This is a genomic window from Nocardia acidivorans NBRC 108247 (assembly GCF_001625085.1).
Lineage (GTDB): Bacteria > Actinomycetota > Actinomycetes > Mycobacteriales > Mycobacteriaceae > Nocardia > Nocardia acidivorans.
Window position 1 is genome coordinate 214,949 of sequence record NZ_BDAW01000012.1, and the last position, 22,051, is coordinate 236,999.

Here is a 22,051-nt window from a genome sequence, read left to right on the forward strand (position 1 = left end):
GCTCTCATGTGGTTCGGATACGCCCGGGTGGATCTGCTGTCCACCGACCTGCGGCGCGGTGTGGCCTCGATGATCCACGACTACGCCGACCATGCCGGATTCGGCGAGGGCACAGTCGTTTTCGAGCCGATCGCCGCGGAGGTGCTGCTGCGCGATATGCTCGCCGAACTCGATCGCGACGATCCGGCCGCGACCACGCAGCGCCGCCTGGTGGATATCGCGCGGTCGTGGCGGGTGGATCTGGAACAGCTCTTCAATCCCTGGCCGCGCGCGGAGGTGCTGTGGCAGATCATCGAATCCACCGCGGGCGTGCCGGGTGCGCACCTGATCGTGCCCGCGCGCGCGCACCTGACCGACCTGGGCGCCTCCGGGCGCGCCGCGGTCGCCGAACTCGCCAAGGCGCGCATCAGGATTCACCACCTCGACGCGATCACCGAGGAGGACGCCGAACCGCTGTTCCCCTCCTATTCGGAGGTGCGGGTACTGGTGGAGTCCCGGCTCGGGGCCATTCCGGCCGTGGCCCAGCTCGACGCGGCCACCGAACTGTTCCGCCTCGGCCGGATCGCGGCCATCCAATCCGTCGACTCGATCTACGCGGCGATGATCAACGACCCCACCAGGCCGACCGCCGGTGTCCTGGAATTCCCGTCGGACGTCTCGCCCGCCGTCATCCGGCTCCTGGGTACCGCGACCGGCCAACTCGTGGTCGAACTCGAGGAGCCGCATCCGCGCGCGGACGAGATCGCGGCCGCGCTGACGGTCCTGTGTGAGAGTACCCAGCGTTTCATCGACGGCGGCCGCACCTTCACGCGGTGCGTGCTGCCCCTCGAAGCATCGGATATCGGTCCATGACAATGAAATCGAGCGCCATCGTGCGCCGGGGAGCGACCGCCGCCCCCTCCACCGACCGCGAATCCCGCGGCGATCGGCACGGCACGGCCGAGGGCCTGCTCGAGGCGCGCCAACTACTGCTGGCCATCGCGGGCACCCTGAGCGGCGGCTCCCCGCTGATCGAGTGGGCCCGCGAACTGGCGGACCTGCATGCCACCCTCATCACCGTCGCGATCTCGGCCACCCGCCGCCCGGCCGATTTCGACGAGACCGACACCCGCGCCCGGGTCAGCGCGCTCATCGGCCGTATCGACGAATGGTCCGCCTTCCACCTCCCGCGCCCCGCCACCGGCCGCCGCCACACTCACTCCCTGGGCGAGGTGATCAGCCATATCGCCGGCACCTACGCCCACATGCAATGGACCCTGCGCCACAGCGACAGCGCCCAGCACCAGCACGACGCCGCGCTGCGCTTCGCCCAGGTCCAGGAGGGCTATGCCGATCTGGTCGACGAGATCCGCTCCCTGCGCGTCCTACTTCCCCTGGGCTGGAACGGAATCGGGCCGAGATAGGTGGGTGGCGCACCGGAATTCAGGACTGGGGCGGGGCGACCAGTGGCGAATTGAGTTTGTTCACCAGCCAGTGGTCGCCCGAGCGCTCCAGGCGCATGACCATCGAGAGTTGCCCCGGGGCCGGTTTGCCCTGGGTGCCCAGACTGGTGATGGTCTGGCCGATCACCACGATGGCCTCGGCGGAGTTCTCATCGCCGGTGCGAATGGCGCACTGCACCTCATTGGCCTTGGCTACGACCTGGCCCTGGGTGAGGACATCGCGCAGATCCCTGCTGGTGTTGTCGAATTGGGTGCGCCACTCACCGGTGGCGCCCGCGAGAACGGCACCGAAGTAGGCGTCCAGGTTCTTGGCGTCGTAGGTGACCAGCACCGGTGCGTACTTGCAGGCCGCCGCGCGCGCATCCTCCTGCGCGGCAAGCAGATTCGCATCGTGAGTGCTGCGCTGGAAGTAGAAGACGGTCGATCCGACGGACGCGGCGAGTACCAGCGCGGCGGCGGCGCGCAGGGCGATCCGGCCGCGACGGCCGACCGAGGGCATCGACAACCCCGACGGCATCGACAGTCCGGACAGCACCGGTCCGCGCGACTTCTTCTCGCCCGCAGCGGATTTCGCGGGCTCGGCGGCCGTATCGGTCGTCTCGATATCGGCCTCTGCCTCGGGCCCGATGTCCGGCTCCGATACCGCGGCCGCTGTCACCTCGGGCTTGTCGTCCTCAATATCTGTGTCGCTCATCGTTTCTCCTATCGGCCGGGGACGGGTTGGGACAGTTCGTTTCCGGTCACACCCGGCGGCGCGCTCGCGCCGTTGTCGGTGACATCGGGTCGCGGGGCGTTGGCCGAGCCGCGGACCTGGATGGCCGGATTATTGGTCAGGCAGTAGTTGTAGAGCCGGGTTCGGGTGTCCTGGGTCCGGGTCGGAACCACGGGGATGGTGTCGTAGTCGCACCACGGGCGCGGCCAGATATCGACCAGCGTGTGATATCCGCCGTCGTGCGCGGGAATGCCCAGTGCCTCCGAACCGGCCCGGATGGCGGGGAACAGAGCCTCGATGGCGGGTGCGCGCAGCTTGGCGGCCTTGGTGATGGCGACGAAGTTGGTGACCAGATCGGTGATGGGATCCTGTGTCTCGGAGACGAATCCGCTAATGGTGGCGAGCTGATCGGGTGCGGTGCGCAGCAACTGCCGGACCTCGGCGTCGGCGGCGGTGAGTTGCTGGAACAGTGTGGTGCCCGCGGCGGTGATGGTGCCCAGATCGGGCTGGGCGTGCGAGGTCGTCTCGCCGATGACGCTGAGATTCTCCAGGAGCTGTTTGGTCTGGGGGAGTAGATCGTCGAGCCCGGACATGGCCCGGCTGATTCCGGAAACCATATTGCGCAATCGATCCGGACCGCCGGCCAACGCCTTGTCCAGCTCGTCCACGATCGAGGTGAGCCGGTCGGCGTTCATACCGCCGATGAAATCGCTGAGGTTGGACAGCACCGATTGGATACGCACGGGCGTGGTGGTGCGGGCGCGGTCGACCACCGCGCCGTCGGAAAGGTAAGGGCCGCTGTCGGACTCGGGCCGGAAGTCCAGGAATTGTTCCCCGGCGGCCGACAGCCGCCCGACCGCGACGGTTCCGTCCAGGGCGATATGCGCGCGGTCGTCGATCTCGGCGACCGCGGCGACACCGTCGCCCGCCACGGTGATCTGGGCGACGCGGCCCACGCGAGAGCCGCGGAAGGTGACGTCATTGCCGGTCAGCAGACCGCCGGAGGTCGGCAGCAGCACCGTCACCCGGTAGGTGTGCGGAATCGGGTTGAACCGCAGCACATTCGACGCGATATATCCGCAACCGAGTACCAGCACCACGATCAAGGCGAGGTTCGCGACGGCGATGCGCTGCCGCACCACCCATTGCCACAGGGGAGGATTCATCGTCCACCCTCCCGGGTGTCCGGAGCCGGGGCGGGGGCCGGTTGTGGGGGGCTGGTCAACCGGCCGAAGACCTTCTCCAGCACCTGCACGAAACTGCCGATGAACGCGGGCACATCGCCGAGTTCGGGCGGGCGACTACCGCTGGGATCGGTCAGCGCGCCGATGCTCAGGAACGACACCGTCGCCGAGACCGCCAGGGCCGGACCGCGGATGCTCGCCTGGACCGCGGGAGTGATCTCATGCAGTGCGTCCAGCGTGGCCGTCAGATCGGTGGACTGCGCGAATCCCGACATCAACTGCTGAATACTGGTGAACAGGCTCACGAAATCCGCACCGGAAGTGTCGCTGAAGTCGTGCAGCGCCGCCATGGTGGTGGAGACCTTGGTCAGCAGGTCCACGATGCGCTGGTTGTTCTCGGTGAACAGTCCGATCAGGCCGGGGAAGGTGTCGGCGGCCCGGCCGAGTTCGACCTTGCGGGCGGCGAGGTCACCACTGAGCGTATTCAGTCCGGACAGCACATTGTCGATATCGCCGGTGCGCTTGTTCAAGGCTTCGATCACCGCGGTCAGCTCCGAAAGCAGATGCGCCAGTTGGGGTCCGCGACCGGAGAACATGGAGTTCAATTCGGTGGTGATCTTCGCGGCCTGATTGATACCGCCGCCGTTGATCAGCATCGAGACCGACATCATCAACTGCTCGACCGATGCGCCGGTGGCGGTGTGATCGGTGCCGATGGTGTCGCCCTCGCGCAGTTGCGGACCGGCGTCCCGCGCGGTGGGCAGGGTCAGGGCCACGAACACATCGCCGAGCGGAGTGGCCTGGCGCAGTTCGACGGTGGTGCCCTTGGGCAGTTGGATGTCCTGGCGGATCAGCATCCGCACATCGGCGAGGAAGTTGGTCGTGCTGATCTCGGTGACCACGCCGATATCGCTGCCGCCGACCTTCACGTGCGCGTGATCGGGCAGATTCAGAGCATCCCGGAAGGTGGCGTGGATGGTGTAGCCGGGTCCGCCGATTCCGGGTTTGGGCATCGGCATGTTCTGCACCGTGACCGCGCAGCCGGTGCTCGCGGTGAGCGTGGCGGCCGTAATGAGCGCCGCCGCAAGGGATCTTGTTGGTCTGCTCATTTCATCTCCGTGATGCCCAGCAGGGCGGCGGTGAGCCCGAAGTCGGGGCCGAAATCGGCGATCTTGCCGGTGCGGCAGCCGTCCAGGCGCAGGGCGATGCGCTCGCAGAACTGGGACAGGATCTCGCTGTCCAGGACGCTCTTGTCGAGCAGGCCGTGCAGGCGCAGCGCCTGATGTTCGCGGCTGGTGGCATTGGACAGGTTCTGGAACATGAGCGGGCCGATATCGACGATCTCGGTCAGCTGACGCGCATTGGCGCGCATCTGCGCGGAGATGTCCACGAATCGCGAGAGGGCACCGGAAAGTTGATCCTTGTTATCGCCCACCAGCGCCGCGGTGTTGTTCAGAAAATCGTTGAGCTGGGTGAGTGTCGCCTGCAGGCCGGGGGCCTGCTGTCCGAGCAGATCCACCAGCTGGGTCAGCGTCCCGCTGAAACCGCGCACCGTCTGATCGTTCGAGGCGATGATCTGGGTGATGTCATTGAGTTTGACGATGGTGTTGGCGATCTGGTCCTTGTTGGCCAGGGTCACCTCGAATGCCGAGGACAGCGAATCCAGGGTTTCGCGCAGCCGATCACCATTGCCGTCGAGCAACGGGAACAGTACGCGGCTGGCCATCGGCCCGGTTTCGTTGTCGCCCTTCAAGGCCGCGCCGAGTTTGTCGAAGTTCGCCAGAATTCGATCGAGTTCGACCGGAACCCGGGTGCGGGGGAGCGGTATATGCGCATTGGGCGCGAGCGCGGGTCCGTCGCCGGTGTAGGCGGGGGTCAGCTCCACGTGCCGGTTGGTGATGAGTTGCGGATTCACCAGCGCCGCAATGGCATCGGCGGGAATCTTGACCGTGGCGTCGACGCTCATCACGACTTCCGCATATCCGCCGCGCGGTGTCACCGATTCGACCGTGCCGATCGGCACCCCGAGTACGGCGACCTCATTGCCCGCGTACAGCCCCGCCACGCTCTCGAAGTCGGCGCTGATGCGCATGGTCCTGCCCAGAATCTGATCGGGCAGTGCGGTCACACTGTCCGGCAGCAGCCCGCATCCGGCGGTGAACGCGGCCGCGCAGCACAGCGCCGCCAGCTTGGCGAGAATACGGTTCCTCATTACTCGCACCCCTGAACGACCTGCGCGAAACACAACCAGTTGTCCGGGAAAAGCCACGGCGCGTACACATTTCCGTACGGCCCGTCACCGAGGACATTGTTGAACTGCCGCAGCGTGACCGGCATGATCTCGTAGAGCCGGTCGAGGTTGTCCCTGTTCTTCTCCAGGCCCTGCGACATGGTGTTCAGGTCGGTGATGAGCGGTCCGATCTGGTTGTTGTTCTCCGCACCCATGTCCTGCAATGTCTTCGACAGCGACGCCACATTGTCCAGCAGCGTGCGCAGCAGAACCTGCCGCTGCTGCACCGCGGTGCCGATCGCCTGACCCTGGGTCAACAGCAGCAGCACGCTGTTCTGATTGTCCGCGGCCAATTGCGAGACCTTGTCCATGCCTTTGAGCAGGCTGTCCACCGAATCGCGCCGGTCGTCGATGACCTTGGCGAGCGCGCCGATGCTGTCGAGGGCCTGCACCGCCAGCTGCGGGGAATCGCCCATCTGCTGGTTGACCACATCCAGGGCCTGCCGGAGTTTGGCCGGGTCGATGCCCTCGATACGCTCGAACTGGTTCTTGTACTGCGGATCCTGGACCACCTTGCCCAGGTTGTACGGGACCGTCGTGTGGTCGAGCCGAATGATATTGCCGGGCAATCCCTTCCGGTCACCCGGGGTCAGCTCGACGTGAAGTCGGCCCAGGATGGTGGAGAGTTTGATGCCCGCGGTCGCGTCCGCGCCCAAGCGGAGGTCGTTGCGGACCTTCATCTCCACCAGGACCTTGCCGTCGTCCAGCTTCACCGAGCTGACCTGACCTACATCGATGCCCGAGATATCCACGGTGGCACCGGATTTGAGCCCGGCCGCCTGCGCGAACTCGGCCGAGATGGTCTTATCGCCCAGACGTGCCTGTTTGATCGCCGTCGATCCCGCCAACAGCAAAGCCACGGTCAGAGAAGCGATCACGCCGGTGCGCAGGTATCGGTTGCGCCAGGCCGCGAAGAGCATGTCACGCGCTGCGAGGATCATCGGCACACCTGCGACTGCGCGGGTCCGCCGACCTGGGAGAACAGACCCGGCGGCAGCAGTACGCCCCAGAGCGAGACGTCCAGGCGGCAGATATAGGCATTGCCGTACGCGCCGTAGCCGGAGAACCGCGCCACCGAATTCAGCACGGCCGGGAGTTCGACCGCGGCCTTGTCCAGGGACGCGCCATTGAGCAGCAGCAATGCCACACCGGCGGTCGCGTCGTTCTGCGCGCGGGCCAATCCGGGTTTGACCGTATCGATGATTCCGACCAGGGAATCGGTCGCGTGGGCGACCTCCTCGACCGACCCTTTGAGCGCCTCGCCCTGTGCGTACAGGCCCTGCATCAGGCTGCGTGCCTGGGTGATCAGGGTCTCCAATTCATTGCTGCGATTGGCCAATCCGGAGATGACGCTGCTCAAATTCGTCAGCACATCGCCCAGGATCTGATCGCGCTGCCCGAACGTGGTCGCCAACTGCGCGGCCTGGGTGATGAGGGCGCTCATCGACACGTCATTGCCCTGCAGGGCCTGAATCAGCGTCTCGGACAACGAGTTCACCTGATCGGGTTGCAAGACGCCGAACAGCGGTTCGAAGCCCGACAGCATGGCCGAGACATCGAAGGACGGTTCGGTGCGGGTGATCGGTATCCGGTCACCCGGTCGCATCGGTGTGCCCGGATCCTTGCCCGGGATGAGCGCGATATAGCGCTGTCCGATCAGATTCTGGTAGCGCACAAGAGCTTTCGTGGTGTCGGTGGGGTGCTGGCTGTCTTCGATGCGGAAGTCGACCCGGGCCTTGTAGTCGTCGGTGAAGTCGACCTTGTCGACCCGCCCGACCCGCACCCCGGCCATCCGGATGTCATCGCCGACCCGCAGGCCCAGCACATCGGAGAACACCGCCGAATAACCGTGTGTCCCACCGGCAACCGCCCTGCTCAAGGTCGACCAGATGGTGTAGGTGAGCACGACCGCGACGATCGCGAACAGGCTGAAGCTGATGGTCGCTTTAGTTGATCGCATTGTTATGCACCACCTTTCCCGCTCGAAAGTTCGACATGACCACCGGCGAGCGCGGGGCCGAGTAGGAGCAGCTGCGCCATATTCGGCTCGCCACCGACGACCGCGGCGACCGCGTCCTTGCCGCGCAGGGCGGCCGGGCCCACCGTGATGTCGGCTCCCGGGGTGGTCGACTGCGCGGCCGGTGCGGTGATGCCCGGAATCGAGGGCAGACCCGGAATCGGCACGGTCGGAGGACCGGGGCTGGTGATGGTGCTGGGGGCCTGCGCCTGCGGCGCCGGTCCGGCCGCGCTCAGGCGCTGTGGCAACAGCTGGGCTGGAAACTCTTGCGCCGGAGCCGAATCCGCCACCGACGGGGTGCCACAGCGCGGGCCGTAGAGGTTTCCGTAGTGCGGGCAATCCTTGGCCACGTACTGCTGGAACGGGGTCAGGCTCACTTCCATCGTCCAGTTCATCTGCCGCTGCGGTCCGAAGGTGAAGACCGTCCGCAACCGGCGCAGCGCGGTATTGAGATTGCTGATCGCGTACGGGATGGCCTGCGGATCCTGGGCGAGGCTGCCGAACAGCTCGTCGAGTCCGGAGACCAGGAACTTGCCCGAATCCGGATTCGCCGCGAACAACGTGTTCACCGCGTCGACCGCGGTACCGCCGTTGGCCAGCAGCGCGACCAGCGCCGAACGCTGGTCGGTCAGTGTTTTGGCGGTGGTCACCGATTGCGAGAGCACCTCGACCAGCTGTGGCGCGGACCGGCTCAAGGCCGTGGCCGCGCGCCCCAGATTCCCCAGCAGGTCACCCATTTCGGGCAGCGCGTGCACCTGGGTCATCCAGTTGTCGAGTCGTTCGATGGTCGAACCGGGCACGCGCGCTTCGGGATCGAATGCGGCGGAGAGCGTGCCCAGCACCCGGCCCAGCTTCTCGGGCTGGATATTGGACAGTACGGTGCGCAGCACATTGAGTGTGCTCTGCAACTGCACCGTGGCCGCGCTGGTGTCCTCGGCAATGGTCGCGCCCGCCCGCAGCGTCCGCGTGGTGGGTACGGTGTCGACCAATTCGACGGCGGTGACGCCGAAGATATTGTTGGGAATCACCCGCGCGGTCACCGTGGCCGGAATCGTCTCGGCGACACCGGGTTCGAGCCACAGCGAGGCATTCTGGCGGTCGCCCTTGGAAACGATGTCGACACCCGCGACCCGCCCGACGATCATGCCGCGGAACTTCACGTCCGCATTGGCGGGCAGTCCATCGCCGGTGCTGGTCAGGGTCGCGACGACGGGCACCTTGTCCTCGAAGTCGCCGTGGTAGCGCAGCGCCAACAGGTACAGCAGCAGCGCGAGGGTGCTCAGCACGGCCAGGCCGATGGTCGACAGTTGGCGGGCGGTGGGTCCGCGACCGCTGGGATCCAGAAGCATTCGGCTCACCTACCCCGAGATCCGGAATCCGGGGTCGATGCCCCAGATCGCAAGGGTCAGCAGCAGATTCACCGACACCATGACCACGATGACCATTTTGATCGCGCGGCCGGCCGCGACGCCCACCCCTTCGGGGCCGCCGGTGGCGGTATAGCCGTAATAGCACTGGATGAAGGTCGAAAGCAGCACGAAGACAATCACTTTGAGTAGCGACCAGAACACGTCCGGGCCGATCAGGAATTGGTAGAAGTAGTGGTCGTAGGTGCCCGCGGTGGTGCCGCCCAGGAACAGCACCGACAGTTTCGTGGCCAGGTACGCCACCGCCAGCCCGACGCTGTACAGCGGGATGATGGTCAGCGTCGAGGCGATCATCCGGGTGCTCACCAGGTACGGAAGCGGCCGGATGGCAATGGATTCCAGCGCGTCGATCTCCTCGGAGATGCGCATGGCCCCGAGCTGTGCGGTGAACCGGCATCCGGCCTGAATCGCGAAGGCCAGCGTGGCGATGATGGGAGCGAGTTCACGGGTGGTGGCGAAGCCGGAGATGGCGCCGGTGAGCGGGCTCATGGTGAGCAGGTTCAGCGCGGTGAAGGACTCCATGCCCACGGTGACCCCGGCGAATCCGCACAGCATGATCACCACGCCGATGGTGCCGCCGCCGACCACCAGTGAACCATTGCCCCAGCCGACATCCGCGGTCAGCCGCAGCACCTCCTTGCGATAGTGCCTGAGCACGAACGGCACCGCGATGATCGTCCGGAAGAACGTGTACGCCTGATGGCCGAGTCGCTGATTCGCGCGCATCGGGGCCGCGACCGCGCCGGTGACCAGGCGCACCGGTTTGAGGGCCGCGGGAGTGTAGGTGCTGCCCACCTCAGATCACCTTCGTCGGTAGCAGAGTGTTGTAGAGCTGGGTGAGGATGACATTGGTGGCGAAGGTCATCAGCGCGGCGGTGACCACCGCCGAGTTGACCGCATTGGCCACCCCGCCCGGACCGCCCTTGGCGTGCAAGCCGATATCGCAGGCGATCACCGCGGTGAGCAATCCGAAGATCGCGGCTTTGACCAGCGCGATCACCAGATCGTTCGCCACCGCGAAGGACGCGAACGAGGAGATGAACGATCCGGGCGTGCCGGATTGGGCGTAGACATTGAACAGGTAGGCGGTCGCGAATCCGACGAATACGATGAACCCGCACAGCAGCATGCTCACCAGCACCGCCGCCGCCAGCCGGGGCGCGACCAGGCGGCGCACCGGATCCACACCCATCACCATCATCGCGTCGATCTCCTCGCGAATGGTGCGCGAGCCCAGATCCGCCGCGATGGCCGAGCCGACCGCACCGGCCATCATCAGCGAGGTGACCAGCGGCGCACCCTGGCGGATCACGCCCAAACCCGCCACCGCGCCGATGAATGTGGTCGCACCGACCTGATTCACCAACGCGCCCAACTGAATCGACACCACCACCGCGATGGGCACCGCCACCAGCACGGTGGGAATGGCCGAGACGCTGGTCATGAACGCGCACTGCTTGATGAACTCGCGATACGGGAAGCGCCGCTGCACCATCGATACGACCAACTGCCGCAGGGCATCTCGACCCAGACTCACCTGGCGGCCGAGGGTCTCCAGCGATCGCTGCGGATGCTCGCGCCACAATTCGCCCGCGACCGCACCGAGCCTTTCCAGCTCGCCCGATTCCGGGGCCCGCTCGACCCGCACTCTCTCCGATGTGGTGGTCACAGCTCGCCCATCCCTTCCATCGGGCCGGTGAGGTGGTGCTCCAGGACCACCAGCCCGACGCCGACCGCCGCGACACCCGCGACGGCAGCGCTCAGTACCGCCAGCCAAAGCCCTACGCGCAGTATCGGATTGACCTTCATTCGCCCACCGAGGATCTTCACGCCGATCACCAGAATGTCGATGAGCCAGACCAGCGCCATCATCAGGTCATGCACACATTCGAGAAGGTGAGCACCGGCCAGCACACGATCGACCCCAGGAACGACACGATCACATCGACCCCGTGCAGCTGCTTCAGATGCGAGGTGTGCGTGAGCGTCCAGACGACCCCGACCAGGCCGTACGGAATCCCGAGAATGATCAGCGTCCCCAGGAACTCCGACACCTTCATCTCATAAGCGAGCAACCGGTCCAGCCGCTTCAACATCGCGCGTAAGTCCTTTCGCCTACCTGTCAGCGGTCACGCGCGACCCCGCCTCTCGGCTGGCCGCGGCGTCGCCCCGCAGTAGCGTATGTTACTCACAATTCTCTCCGTTGGAAGGGAGTTTTCGAGAAGTTGTTCGTGGGTATCGTCTCAGCTAGACGTGTACTGCCATGCGGTTCAAGCCCGCTCCGGATCGTTTTAAGTTATCAACGATTCACACGGCGGTATGGGCTCAATCGAGCTCCTCCAGCGCGCGCCGCAGCAGCTTGCCGGTGGCATTGCGGGGGAGTTCGTCGATGAGGACGACATCGCGGGGAACCTTGTGGCGGGCCAGGTTGGCTTTGACGTAGGCCTTGATGTCGCGGGGGTCCGGGGTGGCGTCCGGGGCGGGGACGATGAAGGCGCGCAGGCGTTTTCCGAAGTCGGGATCGGCCACGCCGATCACCGCGACGTCGAGGATGTCGGGGCGCGCGATGAGAAGATTCTCCACTTCCAGGGGAAAGACGTTCTCGCCGCCGGAGACGATCATGTCGTCGTCACGGCCGTCGATGAAGAGACGGCCCTCGGCGTCGAAGTGGCCGACATCGCCGCTGGAGAGCAGGCCGTCGACGGTCTCCTTATCGCGGCCGTCGGTATAGCCGGCGAAGCTCAGGCCGCTGGAGACGAAAATGGTGCCGACCACCCCGGGTTGGGTTATGCGGCGGCGGTTTTCGTCGTAGATCGCGACGCGGCAGCCGACCGGTGGGCGGCCCACGGTGCCGGGGGCCTCGCGCATATCCCGCGGGGTCGCGACGGCGGCCACCGCGACCTCCGTTGAGGCGTAGAGGTTATAGAGGACATCGCCGAAGAGGTCGGCGGTGCGTGTGCTCAGATCGGGGGACAGGGAGGATCCGGCGGCGAAGATGACCCGGAGTGCGGAGGTGTCGGCGCTGCGCACCACCTCCGGATCGAGGTCGACGATGCGTTGCAGCATCGTCGGCACCACAACCAGTGTCGCGGCGCGGTGTTCGACCACCGCCTCCAAGGTGGCGCGCGGATCGAACTTGCGCTGGAGCAGAACCACCTTGTTCCCCAGCGCCCAGCCCAGCATCAACTGCGACAGGCCCGTGCCGTGGAAGACCGGTGCGGCGATCACCATGGCGGCATCGCGGGGCAGTGGAATGCGATCGAGGAACTGCGCCGATTGCAGCGGGGAAACCTTGTCGCGCGGTGCGCCTTTCGGGGTTCCGGTGGTCCCGCTGGTCAGGATGACCAGCCCGCCGGGCCGCCGCGGCGCGGGCGGTGCGTCGGCGGAGTTCGCGGCGATGAGGGCGTCGATCGTCGCCATCGCGGTGTCGACCGCGTCCGCGGGATCCACCCAGGTGAGCAGGCGCGGGACGGTGGCGGGAATCGCGCCGAGCAGACCGAGGAACTCACCGTCCAGCAGGACCGCGCCCACGCCTTCCCGGGCGGCGACATCGGCCAGTTGAGGTGCGGCGAATCCGGTGTTCAGCAACACCACTCGCGCGCCGAGCTTGCCCGCCGCGAGCAGTGACAGCGCCATACCGCGATGGTCCCGGCACAGCACGCCCAGGACCGTGTCCGCCCCGAATCCCGCACCGGCCAAACCCCGGGCGAGTGCGTTGGACCGCGCGTCCAGATCGCCGAATGTCAGGGTGCCGCGCTCATCGACGAGTGCTGGCGCATGCGGGTCGCGGCGCACCGCATGCGCCAGGACCGTGGTGAATGGGCCGTAGATCGAGGCGTCGCGCAGCGAGCGGATGACCTCGCCCGGCCGCCGGGGGTCGAACATTCCGCGCCTGCGCAGCACGCCCACCGCGGCCGCCGCGTCCGCGGTCGCGCGGGTCACCCGTCGCACCGTCTCCGCCGTAATCACTCGATATCCTCCCGTACGGTGCTGCCAGAACGTCGTCCAAGCTTGAGAATGCTCACTCACATAAATGTCTCTGCTGCCCGGCGCCGAGGAGTCTGCCGGTGTGGAGCTGTGAGCTGGCAGGTCTTCAATCCAACTCTTGCGCATGAACCTATGTCAGCGTTCTCGCGATCGCAACGTAGCGGCGGTGGCCCCCGGTCCCTCTTGAAAGATCGGAGAATCAGCACTAACTTAATGTCTACTCGGTAGCATCCGTGCCCGGAGTCAAGCGCTCGTTCGAGAAGGGACCATCATGACCTTGGACGCAGAGCCCTGGGACCCGAATTACGATGACCCGCAGGGTGATTCGGTGGGACCACCGCTGACCCTGGAGCAGACCCGCATCCGGATACCCGGGGTGCACCGGGTCGGCGCGAAACGGCTGCCGCAGTTGCCGGACGCCCTCGACTTCTGGGGGCTGTCCAACGCACCGGCCAATGTGGCCATGCAGATGGCGTGGCCGGAGGTGGGGCGCGGCGTGGTGGAGAGCCCCGTCGAATCCGGGGCGCTGATGTCGCATCCGTGGAAACGGTTGCGCACCACGGCTTCCTATCTGGCCGTGGCCATCCTCGGTACCGAGGCGGAGAAGCGCGCCATGCGCGAGGCGGTCGACGTCGTGCATCGCCAGGTGCGATCCGAGCCGGGCGCGAAGGTCCGATACAACGCGTTCGACCGCGACACTCAGCTGTGGGTGGCCGCGTGCCTGTACGTCGGATTCGAGGATTCCTATCAGATGCTGCACGGGAAGATGAATGCCGAACAGGCCGAGGCGTTCTATTCGACCGCGGCGGCGCTGGGCACCACCTTGCAGGTGCATCCGGACATGTGGCCGAAGACGCGCGCGGATTTCGACGCGTACTGGGTGCGGGCGTGCGCGCGGGTGAGCATCGACGAGGAAGTGCGCGCGTATCTCGATGATCTCCTGCACCTGCGGATGATCCACTGGTATCTGCGGGTGATCTTCGGCGGACTGCTGCGGTTTCTGACCGCCGGATTCCTGGCGCCGCATATGCGCGAGCATATGGGTGTGGTGTGGAGCGCGGCGGATCAGCGCCGCTTCGAGCATCTGTTCCTGTTCGTGGGATTCGTCAATCGATTCCTGCCCGGATTTCTGCGTAATGTCGGCGGACCGCAGATCGGTTATGTCCGGCACCGGATTCGACGGCAACAGTCATTGGTATGACGCGCGAAGTGGCCCGCCTGACGGTGGGCCACCCGGGTATTCGGTCTCCGGGCCGATCAGACCAGCGGCTTGCCCAGAGCCCGGCGACGGCGCATATCGCGCAGATAGTTCTCATACGGGTAGAGGCGATAGCGCTGCGGCAGGCGAGCCAGGATCAGCCCCAGCGCGCGCAGGAGAATCTCGAAGACCTGTTGGCGGCGCGGGCTCCACGGCAGGCCGAGTTCGTCCCGGAACCGTTGGGGGAGAAAGCCCGTGGTGAAGAATCGATGCGCCGGACCGAGCGCGATCCGGTACTTGCGTTCGTACGGGCCGAGATTCACCACCTGATCCAGCAGATACCGTTTGACCTCCGGATCCACCGATATCTCGTGCAGTTTGCCATTCCAGTACTGCGCGAAAGCGGCCCGGTCGACGGGCCAAAGGTCCTGTCCCATCTGCAACGTGGTGCCGAATCGCGCCGACTCCCGGTACAGATCGTCCTCGGTCGCCTCGTCGAGTTCGCCGAAGAACAGCACCTGACAGTCGCGCACACCCTGATAGATGCACGCCGCCACCCACAACTGCAATTCCGGATCGAAGGCGTTGTATCGAATCTCGCTGTCCGGGGCGGACTTCACCGTGCGATGCGAGGTATTCGTGGCCGCCCGATAGGCCAGTCGATCCTCCTGCGTGCCGAGCATCGCCACCGCGAGATAGGTCAGCGTGGTGCGCCCGCGCTTGCGCGGATGCAGGTCGTACCGCCCGCTCTCGACCGTGCTCTCGTACACCCCGCGCCCCACCGGCGGATTACTCAACTGCATGACCACATTCGCCGCGCCACCCAGCAGTGCGCCGAGGCCCACCAGGTACCGCCGCCGCCGCGCGCTCGCCTCGAATGCGTCATCTCCTGCGTCCGCCCGCGACACCGCGGCGGATCGAATCGGTTGCGCCACCATACTCCTCTGAGTTATTGAGATGGTTATCAATTCATCTTCTCACTCCCGGGATCATCGGACAACCCGGCGACGACATCCGAAGGGGTTGCACCGGTGCGGTGCCCCGCCGCTGTCGTACCGTGTCCGTATCGTCCAGAACATGACTGACATCGCCCCCTTGGCCGCATTCGCGCGGGCGAAATTCGGTGACCCCGGAGTGCACGCCATCGTCCGTAACGGCCGCACGGTGCACGCGGTCGGTCTCGGCCAATGGATCGGTTCCGAGGAAGTGCCCGAACTGCTGTGCCACACCGGCGTAGCGGGCTGGTCCCCGTCCGCCCCGCAACCAACCCGCGCCGGCGTCACCTGCGTCCGCTGCCTCCGCACCCTCTACGGCGACGGCGACGGCAACCCTTCCCAATTGACGCTGTTCGGCAGGGACTGGCTGTCCGAACAGCCCGAATCCTGAGCGCACCCGCGGTTGGCGAATCCTCGGTGTGAATGCTTCCCACTGCCGGGAACATTCGCCGAGCGGGCGAGCACACGCGGGAAATAGTCTCCCTCTGTCCGAAGCGCAGACACGCGCTCGAATGACCGAAGTGGACTCTTCTGATGGTGAACCGGCCTTCTCCCGTGCTTCTTTCCGTTGTTATTCCGGCTTTGAACGAGGCCGATGTCATCGAGCGCACACTGAAAACGCTGCTGGCCCAGGAGGGAGTGGACGAGATCATCGTTGTCGACAATGGCAGCGATGACGGCACCGCTCGCGTCGTCGGTGAGCTCGCGGCCGTGCATTCGAAGGTCGAGTTGCTGTTCGAGCCGGTGCGAGGGATCGCGGCCGCTCGCAATGCCGGATTCGACAAGGCGCGTGGGGAATTCATTGCCCGCACCGATGCGGACACCCTGGTCGCGGACGACTGGAGCGCGATCATTCGTGAGTTTCTCACCGCGCATCCTGAGACCGCCGCGGTGACCGGCCTCTGCACCTACCACGACTCGCCGATCGGATTCTTTCTGAAGTTCGGTCAATGGCTGCTTATTCGGCGAGGCAAACTCGGTGGCCGCGTAGGGAATATGTACGGGCCGAATATGGCCATTCGGCGTGATGCCTGGTTGCGGATTCGGGACGACACCCAGGTGCGCGCCGATGTGGCCGAAGACCTGGATATGGCTATCTGCCTGTCCAAGCGTGGCTTGCGGATCGACCAACTGACGAATATGCGCGCCCGCACCTCCGCGCGCAGGCGTCGCACAAACCCGCGGCGGCACTGGCAATTTCAGATGATCGGGCTGCGCACCCTGCGCGATCACGGCATCGAACCCCGATGGGTGGACCGGTTGGTCGTCCTCGGCGCGTGGGCATCCCATACCGTGCAGTGGCCGATCTACCGATTCTGGGATTTCCATCACCACCGCTTCTCGATCCACCCCGGGGCCGAACGCGTGTCCGCCATCGGCGAATAGCCTGTGCCGCGGCGGGCCTCGGCGGAAGGCTAATCCGCCGAGGTCGATGCGGTTTCTCGGACGAACTCGTAGCCGTACAGCACCAGGTCGTCGCCGATCTTCCGGGTATTGATCAGGTGGAGCGGCTTGCTGTCGCCGATCTCGTCGAACAGGCGCAGGCCGGTGCCGAGGACAGCGGGGAAGACCACCAGTCGGAGCTCATCGGCGAGGTCTTGGTCGATCAGGGTGCGCACGAGGTGATAGCTGCCGTAGACCAGGATTTCGCCGTCCACTCGGCGCTTGAGCTCCGAGATCTCTTTGGCCGCATCGCCATTGAGGACGACGGTGTTGTTCCAGCGGGGATCTTCGAGTGTCGAGGACACGACGTGTTTGGGGAGGGTGTTCATGGCGTGCGCCCACCCGCTGCTTACGCGGATCTCCATGGCCGGTGTCCGGGCCTCGAACCACTCGTAGGTTCGCCTGCCCAGCAGTAGCGCCTCGGCGCCCTGGACCTCCGCGGTCTCGTTGGCGGTCCAGGCTTCGAGGTCCTTGCGGCCGGCGAATTGGTGGAACCAGCCGCCCAGCTCGAAACCCTCCTGCCCGTCCGGGTCCTGGACCACTCCGTCGAGCGTGACATTCGTGCTGATGACGATCTTTCCCATTTCCGCTCTCCCATGTTCTCGGTATGACATCGAGGTAGACGCGGCGCATTCGGGAAAGGGGGCGCTCGGCGACCGCCCCGTTCGCCCCGCGCCCGGCGTCCATACAGGATGGAATTGCGGGCGACGCGAACAGAGGTGGCGCGAGTGGAGTTGGGCAGAACCGACCTGATATCGAGGGCGAGGGGCGGCGACGGTGAAGCGTTCCGGGCATTGACCGAACCCCACCGCCGCGAATTGCAGGTGCACTGCTATCGGATGCTGGGGTCGTTCCAGGACGCCGAAGACGCCCTACAGGACACCATGATCTCGGCGTGGAAGGGGCTGGCCGGATTCGACGGCCGCGCCTCGATACGCACCTGGCTCTATCGCATCGCCACCAACCGCTGCCTGGACGCGCTGCGGTCCGCGAGCAGACGCCCGGCCAAACAGTGGGACACCCCCGGCTTCGAACCGCCCGAACCCACCCGACTCGGTGAAATCGTCTGGCTGGAGCCCTATCCCGACAACCTCCTCGATGGCGCGATCTCCGTCCCCCTCGGCCCCGAAGCCCGCTACGAGCAAACCGAATCCATCTCCCTGGCCTTCGTCACCGCCCTGCAACTCCTGCCCGCGCGCCAGCTCGCCGTTCTCATCCTGCGCGATGTCCTGGGCTTCCACGCCGACGAAGTGGCCGAAATGCTCGACACCACGGTCGAATCGGTGAAAAGCGCCCTCAAACGAGCCCGCGCGGGCCTGCGACAGCGCCGCACCACCGACCGCGAACCGACCCCCACGGCCGACTCATCCGCCGAAGACGCGATAGTCGCGAAATTCGTCAACGCCTACGCATCCGCCGATATCGAGGCTCTCGTCGCCCTCCTGACCGACGACGTATTCATGTCCATGCCACCCCTGCCACTGGAATACGAGGGCCGAAACCCCGTGGGCCAGTTCCTCACCCACATCCTCGGCTTCGACCTCGTCCCCACTCGGGCCAACAACCAACCCGCCTTCGGCGCCTACCTCCCCACCCCCACCGGCCGCCGAGCGATCGGCCTCTTCGTCCTCACCCTCGCAGGCACCCGAATCAGCGCCCTCACCTTCTTCGAGGACACCGTGCTTCCGTGGTTCGGCCTTCCGCGATCACTCGCGAACCGCTGAGGGCGAATTCGACGAATCCTCCCGGACGATGTGGTGGTGATGCCAATTTCACAGTGTTGCTGCCCCTCCCTGCGCGCGATGTGCGGAATGATGCCCTTCGATATCGGAAGGAAGTGCCGGCGGTGGCCGGGCGTGGCGGAAGGCGGGGTATGACCGGGCGAAGAGAGATCGAGGAGATCGTCGGGCAGCTCACCGATCTCTATGACGTGCAGCTGGTTTCGCAGATTCGCGAGAGCGCGGGCGCGGAGGCGGCAGAGCTGGTTGCCGCGAATCTGGCGGGGATCGCGCGACAGGTCGCGGTGCGGCTGGTGGGGGATGATCCGACCGCCGCCTCCGATGCCGCCGAGGTGGTGCGGGCGGTGATGCCGACCGAACTCGGCGAGGAGTTCGCGGGCAGTGCGCTGGGTAGGGCGGTTCATGCCGCCGAGACCGGTGCCGTCGCGGCACGGTAGTTCGACCGTAGCGGTGCCCGCCGCTCAACGACACAAGCAAACCGTTTGGTATTCAACGGCTCCTACACTCCGCCGGTGATCGAAGGCACCGTCCCCACTCGCACCGCGCGTGTGCTGCGGCGGACCGCCCTCACCTCGGGGGTGTCACGGGCCCAGCTGTCCGGCGGAATCGCCGTGGATTCGGCCTTGTTCGGGGACGATCGATTACCGGTGCCCATCGAACCGGGGAGTTTCCGGCTGCTCTCGAGTCAGAACTGAGCGGAACAGCCGCGCGGCCGCGTCGGCGGCGGCGTCGATGAGTCGCGGATCGTCATAGAAGTCGATCTGCCCCACCGATTCCAGCCACAGCTCGGACTTGGGACTCGGCACCGTCGCGTAGAACTTGCGGGCGAAGGCCGGGGCCAGCGCATGCTCCGAATGCACCATCACATACGGCACCGCGAGCCGGGCCGCGGCCTCGATGGTGTCGAATTCGCTTGTGTAGGCGAAGGATTGGACGGCGAACCCGTTGGTGTAGTTGGGCACCGCGCCTCGGCTGGTGCCGTAGTACTCGTATGCCTCGCGCAGCGGCATCCCCACATCGCCCCCGTCGGGCGCGACCGCGGGAATCATCTCCGCGACACCGGTGTCGCGCCACACCTGCTCGGCCGCGCGCCCGCGCGCGATGGCCTCGGGACTCGGCGGGGCATCGGCGGTGTCGGAGTAGTAGCCCGCGACCCCGGCGAACGCGCGGATCCGCGGATCGTCCGCGACCGCCCGCGCCATATATCCCGCGCCCGCGCACACGCCGACCGCGGCCACCGGCAGTTCCCGGGTCCGCTCATCGGTGAGCAGCGCGGTCACGGCCCGCCGGATGTCCTGGGCCTTGCCGAACGGGTTCTCGAATTGCCGCGGCTGACCCTGGCTTTCACCGAAGGTCCGGTGATCGAAGGCGAGAGCGGCGAATCCGCGTTCGGCCATTGCCCGCGCATACGCTCCGGCCGCCTGCTCTTTAACCGAGGTCAGCGGTCCGCTGGTCACGACGGCGGCGAGCGGTTCCCCCTCGGGCAGGTGCAGCACACCAACCAGCTCATCGCCGTCGTTGGTGAAGGTGAATCGTTCGGTTCTCATCTGTGCGGCCCCTCGAATCGTATTGACGGCGAGAGCCTATTGCCTGTGGCGGACAATCGTTGCGGTCATCGCACGCCGGCGGGGGGACCGAGCGCGCCAACCGCGCCGATCCCGGGTCACACCGCCGATCCGGCAACCGCCGGGTTTGCTAGCCTGCGCGAGTGGGATCGGTGGGTGAGCATGCTCGGCTCTGGACCGCCGATGCCAGCTCCCAGGTGGATCTGCTCTCCGCGCGCTTCGAAACCTTCCAATTCGACAAGCACAGTCATGATCAGCTGTCGGTGGGCGTCATCGAGCAGGGCGCGGAGGGCCTGCATATGGCGGGCGGCACCGTGGTGATCCCGGCCGGACAGCTGGTGATCATCAATCCCGGGCAGGTGCACACCGGATTCGCGGCCGTCGAATCCGGTTGGCGCTACCGGATGTTCTACTTCGACACCGACCTGGTCGAGGAGCTGGCCGCTGCGCGGTTGGGCACCGGCGCGGTCTGGTTCCCCGAAACCGCCGTACGCGATGACGAACTTTTCGCGCGGATGCGATTCGCGCATCGGGCACAGGAGCGGGCCGGTGATCCGCTGACCGCGGAGTCCCTGTTGCTCGCGGGCCTGAGCGCGGTACTGGGGCGGCATGCGCGCGGAGGACATCAGCTCGCGGGTCAGGGGCGGCCGCGTCAGGGCATCGAGCAGGCGCGTCAACTGCTGCACGATCGATGGAACGAAGCGGTCACGGTCGCCGAACTCACCGCGGTATCCGGAATTCCCCGGGCGACGCTGATCAGCGCGTTCCGGCGCGCGTACGGTTTGCCGCCGCACGCCTATCTGCTTCGCTTGCGCGCCAACCACGCTCGGCGCTTGCTACTGGCCGGTGGCTTGCCCGCCGACGTCGCGGTCGCGGTGGGATTCGCCGATCAGGCGCATCTGACCCGGATCTGCAAGCGCTACTTCGGTGTGACACCCGGCGCGATCCGGCGCTGATCCGCACCGCCGCGATTTTTGTTCAATACCGCCGGCCACGCCGGGGACCAGGCTGTGTCGCAGCTGTCGAGCGGCAGCGAAAAGCCATGGGAGGCAATAATGTGGGCGTTGGCGGTATCCCCGCTCATCGTGGTGCTGGCACTGATCACCGGACTGCGCCGACCGGCGCACTGGGCGGCGGTGACCGGCATTGTCCTTGCGGCACTGCTGATCTGGTGGCGACCCGAATTCACCCTTCCCGGTGACGCACGGGGTCCGGCAGCCGGGGGAGCGGGCCTGCTGGTGCTCAACGCGGTCGCGGTCATGCTGCCCGGCGTCTACCTCAGCCAGGTCCTGACCCGGCACGGCGTACACCGATCACTGGGGGAGTGGGTGCGCGCCCTGCCGCGGTCCGGACCGGCCAAGATCGCACTGGTGGTGGCCGGAATCGCGCCGACGGTGGAGGCGCTCACCGGGTTCGGGGTCTCCCTGCTGGTCACCGTGCCCGTCCTGCTGGCCCTCGCCCCACCCGCGACCGCACGGCGCCAAGCCATGCTCGGAATGAACATCATCCCCTGGGGCACGCTGGGCCTGGCCACGGTCATCGGTGCGGCGCTCGCCGATGTCCCGACCACCACCCTGGGCACCGCCACCGCCGTCACCAGCGCCATGATCTTCCCCCTCGTGACGGTCTGGGCGGTGCTCCTGTCCCACCCCGAAAGGCGCGCCCGCGCAGCCCTTCTCGCCGCCGGAGCGGGAGGTTCGCTCGCCCTGGGTCTGCTGGTCGTCAACCGACTGGGCATCGTCCCACCCGCAGGTGTGCTGGCCGGATTGTTCAGCACCACGGTCGCCCTCGCGCCGGCAGCGATGCGGCGGCAGCGCGGGGTTGGAGTGCACGCGGGTACCGGACGGCCCGAAGGCGGGAGCGGGCACGAATACGGGGGTGCACACGAAGGCGCTCCCGTGCATGACCAGAGCGCCGTGCATGACCAGAGCGCGATGTGCGCCCAGGGTGCCGTGCGCGATCAGGGTGCGGTGTGCGGCCAGGGTGCGGTGTGCGGCCAGGGTGCGGTGTGCGGCCAGGGTGCCGTGCGTGACCAGGGTGCGGTGTGCGGCC

24 protein-coding genes are annotated in these 22,051 nt (G+C 66.4%); 9 read left to right on the plus strand and 15 right to left on the minus strand.

Annotated elements, in window-relative coordinates; all coding sequences use genetic code 11:
• The first annotated feature begins 6 nt into the window (after positions 1-6).
• Entirely contained in the window at positions 7-852 is an 846-nt protein-coding gene (locus tag NA10_RS07055; RefSeq protein WP_067564815.1) for a hypothetical protein, read from the plus strand.
• Positions 849-1,403, plus strand: a complete 555-nt coding sequence (locus NA10_RS07060) for a hypothetical protein (RefSeq protein WP_157556159.1) — start codon at positions 849-851, stop codon at positions 1,401-1,403. Before NA10_RS07055 ends, NA10_RS07060 begins: the two co-directional genes overlap by 4 nt.
• Positions 1,404-1,422: 19 nt before the next feature.
• Here NA10_RS07060 and NA10_RS07065 read toward each other — a convergent pair whose 3' ends face one another.
• The 12 genes from NA10_RS07065 to NA10_RS07120 all read right to left on the minus strand — a co-directional run bounded on the left by NA10_RS07065 (position 1,423) and on the right by NA10_RS07120 (position 12,957).
• Positions 1,423-2,136 carry an Rv1363c family protein gene (locus NA10_RS07065; RefSeq protein ID WP_067564819.1) on the minus strand — a complete coding sequence of 238 codons (714 nt, stop codon included), beginning with the start codon at positions 2,134-2,136 and terminating at the stop codon, positions 1,423-1,425.
• A gap of 8 nt (positions 2,137-2,144) precedes the next feature.
• Positions 2,145-3,320 (minus strand): MCE family protein, encoded by a 1,176-nt coding sequence (locus NA10_RS07070; RefSeq protein WP_067564821.1) that lies wholly within the window; start codon positions 3,318-3,320, stop codon positions 2,145-2,147.
• Positions 3,317-4,447 carry an MCE family protein gene (locus NA10_RS07075; protein ID WP_067564823.1) on the minus strand — a complete coding sequence of 377 codons (1,131 nt, stop codon included), beginning with the start codon at positions 4,445-4,447 and terminating at the stop codon, positions 3,317-3,319. Before NA10_RS07075 ends, NA10_RS07070 begins: the two co-directional genes overlap by 4 nt.
• On the minus strand, positions 4,444-5,550 hold the full coding sequence (locus NA10_RS07080) for an MCE family protein (RefSeq protein ID WP_067564825.1): 1,107 nt from the start codon (positions 5,548-5,550) through the stop codon (positions 4,444-4,446). Before NA10_RS07080 ends, NA10_RS07075 begins: the two co-directional genes overlap by 4 nt.
• Positions 5,550-6,569: an MCE family protein gene (locus NA10_RS07085; protein WP_067564928.1), complete on the minus strand. Its 1,020-nt coding sequence runs from the start codon at positions 6,567-6,569 to the stop codon at positions 5,550-5,552. The genes NA10_RS07080 and NA10_RS07085 overlap by 1 nt, the downstream gene beginning before the upstream one ends.
• A complete protein-coding gene (locus NA10_RS07090) occupies positions 6,566-7,588 on the minus strand; it encodes an MlaD family protein (RefSeq protein WP_067564828.1) in 1,023 nt (340 codons plus the stop codon). The genes NA10_RS07085 and NA10_RS07090 overlap by 4 nt, the downstream gene beginning before the upstream one ends.
• 2 nt (positions 7,589-7,590) lie before the next feature.
• Positions 7,591-8,994 (minus strand): MlaD family protein, encoded by a 1,404-nt coding sequence (locus NA10_RS07095; protein WP_067564830.1) that lies wholly within the window; start codon positions 8,992-8,994, stop codon positions 7,591-7,593.
• A 9-nt stretch (positions 8,995-9,003) separates the two neighbouring features.
• The gene (locus tag NA10_RS07100) at positions 9,004-9,867 is read right to left on the minus strand and encodes an ABC transporter permease (protein ID WP_067564831.1); all 864 of its coding nucleotides are present in this window, start codon (positions 9,865-9,867) and stop codon (positions 9,004-9,006) included.
• Between the two features lies 1 nt (position 9,868).
• On the minus strand, positions 9,869-10,687 hold the full coding sequence (locus NA10_RS07105) for an MlaE family ABC transporter permease (protein WP_067564930.1): 819 nt from the start codon (positions 10,685-10,687) through the stop codon (positions 9,869-9,871).
• A 50-nt stretch (positions 10,688-10,737) separates the two neighbouring features.
• Positions 10,738-10,956, minus strand: a complete 219-nt coding sequence (locus tag NA10_RS07110; RefSeq protein WP_373862342.1) for a hypothetical protein — start codon at positions 10,954-10,956, stop codon at positions 10,738-10,740.
• Positions 10,944-11,168 carry a hypothetical protein gene (locus tag NA10_RS07115; protein WP_067564835.1) on the minus strand — a complete coding sequence of 75 codons (225 nt, stop codon included), beginning with the start codon at positions 11,166-11,168 and terminating at the stop codon, positions 10,944-10,946. Before NA10_RS07115 ends, NA10_RS07110 begins: the two co-directional genes overlap by 13 nt.
• Before the next feature lie 229 nt (positions 11,169-11,397).
• Complete coding sequence (locus tag NA10_RS07120) at positions 11,398-12,957, minus strand: acyl-CoA synthetase (protein ID WP_245677079.1); 1,560 nt, start codon at positions 12,955-12,957, stop codon at positions 11,398-11,400.
• Between the two features lie 373 nt (positions 12,958-13,330).
• Between NA10_RS07120 and NA10_RS07125 the strand changes: the two genes are divergently transcribed.
• Complete coding sequence (locus NA10_RS07125) at positions 13,331-14,260, plus strand: oxygenase MpaB family protein (protein ID WP_084514382.1); 930 nt, start codon at positions 13,331-13,333, stop codon at positions 14,258-14,260.
• Between the two features lie 56 nt (positions 14,261-14,316).
• On the opposite strand, the gene NA10_RS07130 is transcribed toward NA10_RS07125, so the two are convergent.
• On the minus strand, positions 14,317-15,195 hold the full coding sequence (locus NA10_RS07130) for an oxygenase MpaB family protein (RefSeq protein WP_084514383.1): 879 nt from the start codon (positions 15,193-15,195) through the stop codon (positions 14,317-14,319).
• 139 nt (positions 15,196-15,334) lie between these two features.
• Between NA10_RS07130 and NA10_RS07135 the strand changes: the two genes are divergently transcribed.
• Both NA10_RS07135 and NA10_RS07140 read left to right on the plus strand, forming a co-directional pair.
• The gene (locus tag NA10_RS07135; protein WP_157556161.1) at positions 15,335-15,643 is read left to right on the plus strand and encodes a hypothetical protein; all 309 of its coding nucleotides are present in this window, start codon (positions 15,335-15,337) and stop codon (positions 15,641-15,643) included.
• A 164-nt stretch (positions 15,644-15,807) separates the two neighbouring features.
• Positions 15,808-16,638 carry a glycosyltransferase family 2 protein gene (locus tag NA10_RS07140; protein WP_245677071.1) on the plus strand — a complete coding sequence of 277 codons (831 nt, stop codon included), beginning with the start codon at positions 15,808-15,810 and terminating at the stop codon, positions 16,636-16,638.
• A gap of 29 nt (positions 16,639-16,667) precedes the next feature.
• Here the strand turns inward: NA10_RS07140 and NA10_RS07145 are convergent, their stop codons facing one another.
• Positions 16,668-17,279: a dihydrofolate reductase family protein gene (locus NA10_RS07145; RefSeq protein ID WP_067564843.1), complete on the minus strand. Its 612-nt coding sequence runs from the start codon at positions 17,277-17,279 to the stop codon at positions 16,668-16,670.
• A gap of 108 nt (positions 17,280-17,387) precedes the next feature.
• Between NA10_RS07145 and NA10_RS07150 the strand changes: the two genes are divergently transcribed.
• Complete coding sequence (locus NA10_RS07150; protein ID WP_067564845.1) at positions 17,388-18,419, plus strand: sigma-70 family RNA polymerase sigma factor; 1,032 nt, start codon at positions 17,388-17,390, stop codon at positions 18,417-18,419.
• A gap of 149 nt (positions 18,420-18,568) precedes the next feature.
• Positions 18,569-18,871: a hypothetical protein gene (locus NA10_RS07155; protein WP_157556163.1), complete on the plus strand. Its 303-nt coding sequence runs from the start codon at positions 18,569-18,571 to the stop codon at positions 18,869-18,871.
• A 204-nt stretch (positions 18,872-19,075) separates the two neighbouring features.
• Here NA10_RS07155 and NA10_RS07160 read toward each other — a convergent pair whose 3' ends face one another.
• Positions 19,076-19,981 carry an alpha/beta hydrolase gene (locus tag NA10_RS07160; RefSeq protein ID WP_067564847.1) on the minus strand — a complete coding sequence of 302 codons (906 nt, stop codon included), beginning with the start codon at positions 19,979-19,981 and terminating at the stop codon, positions 19,076-19,078.
• Positions 19,982-20,142: 161 nt separating this feature from the next.
• Between NA10_RS07160 and NA10_RS07165 the strand changes: the two genes are divergently transcribed.
• Together NA10_RS07165 and NA10_RS07170 are read left to right on the plus strand one after the other, a co-directional pair.
• Positions 20,143-20,955 (plus strand): AraC family transcriptional regulator, encoded by an 813-nt coding sequence (locus NA10_RS07165; protein WP_067564849.1) that lies wholly within the window; start codon positions 20,143-20,145, stop codon positions 20,953-20,955.
• Positions 20,956-21,063: 108 nt separating this feature from the next.
• Positions 21,064-22,051 (plus strand): L-lactate permease (locus tag NA10_RS07170; protein ID WP_174562479.1); only part of this gene is annotated, 988 nt, incomplete at its 3' end.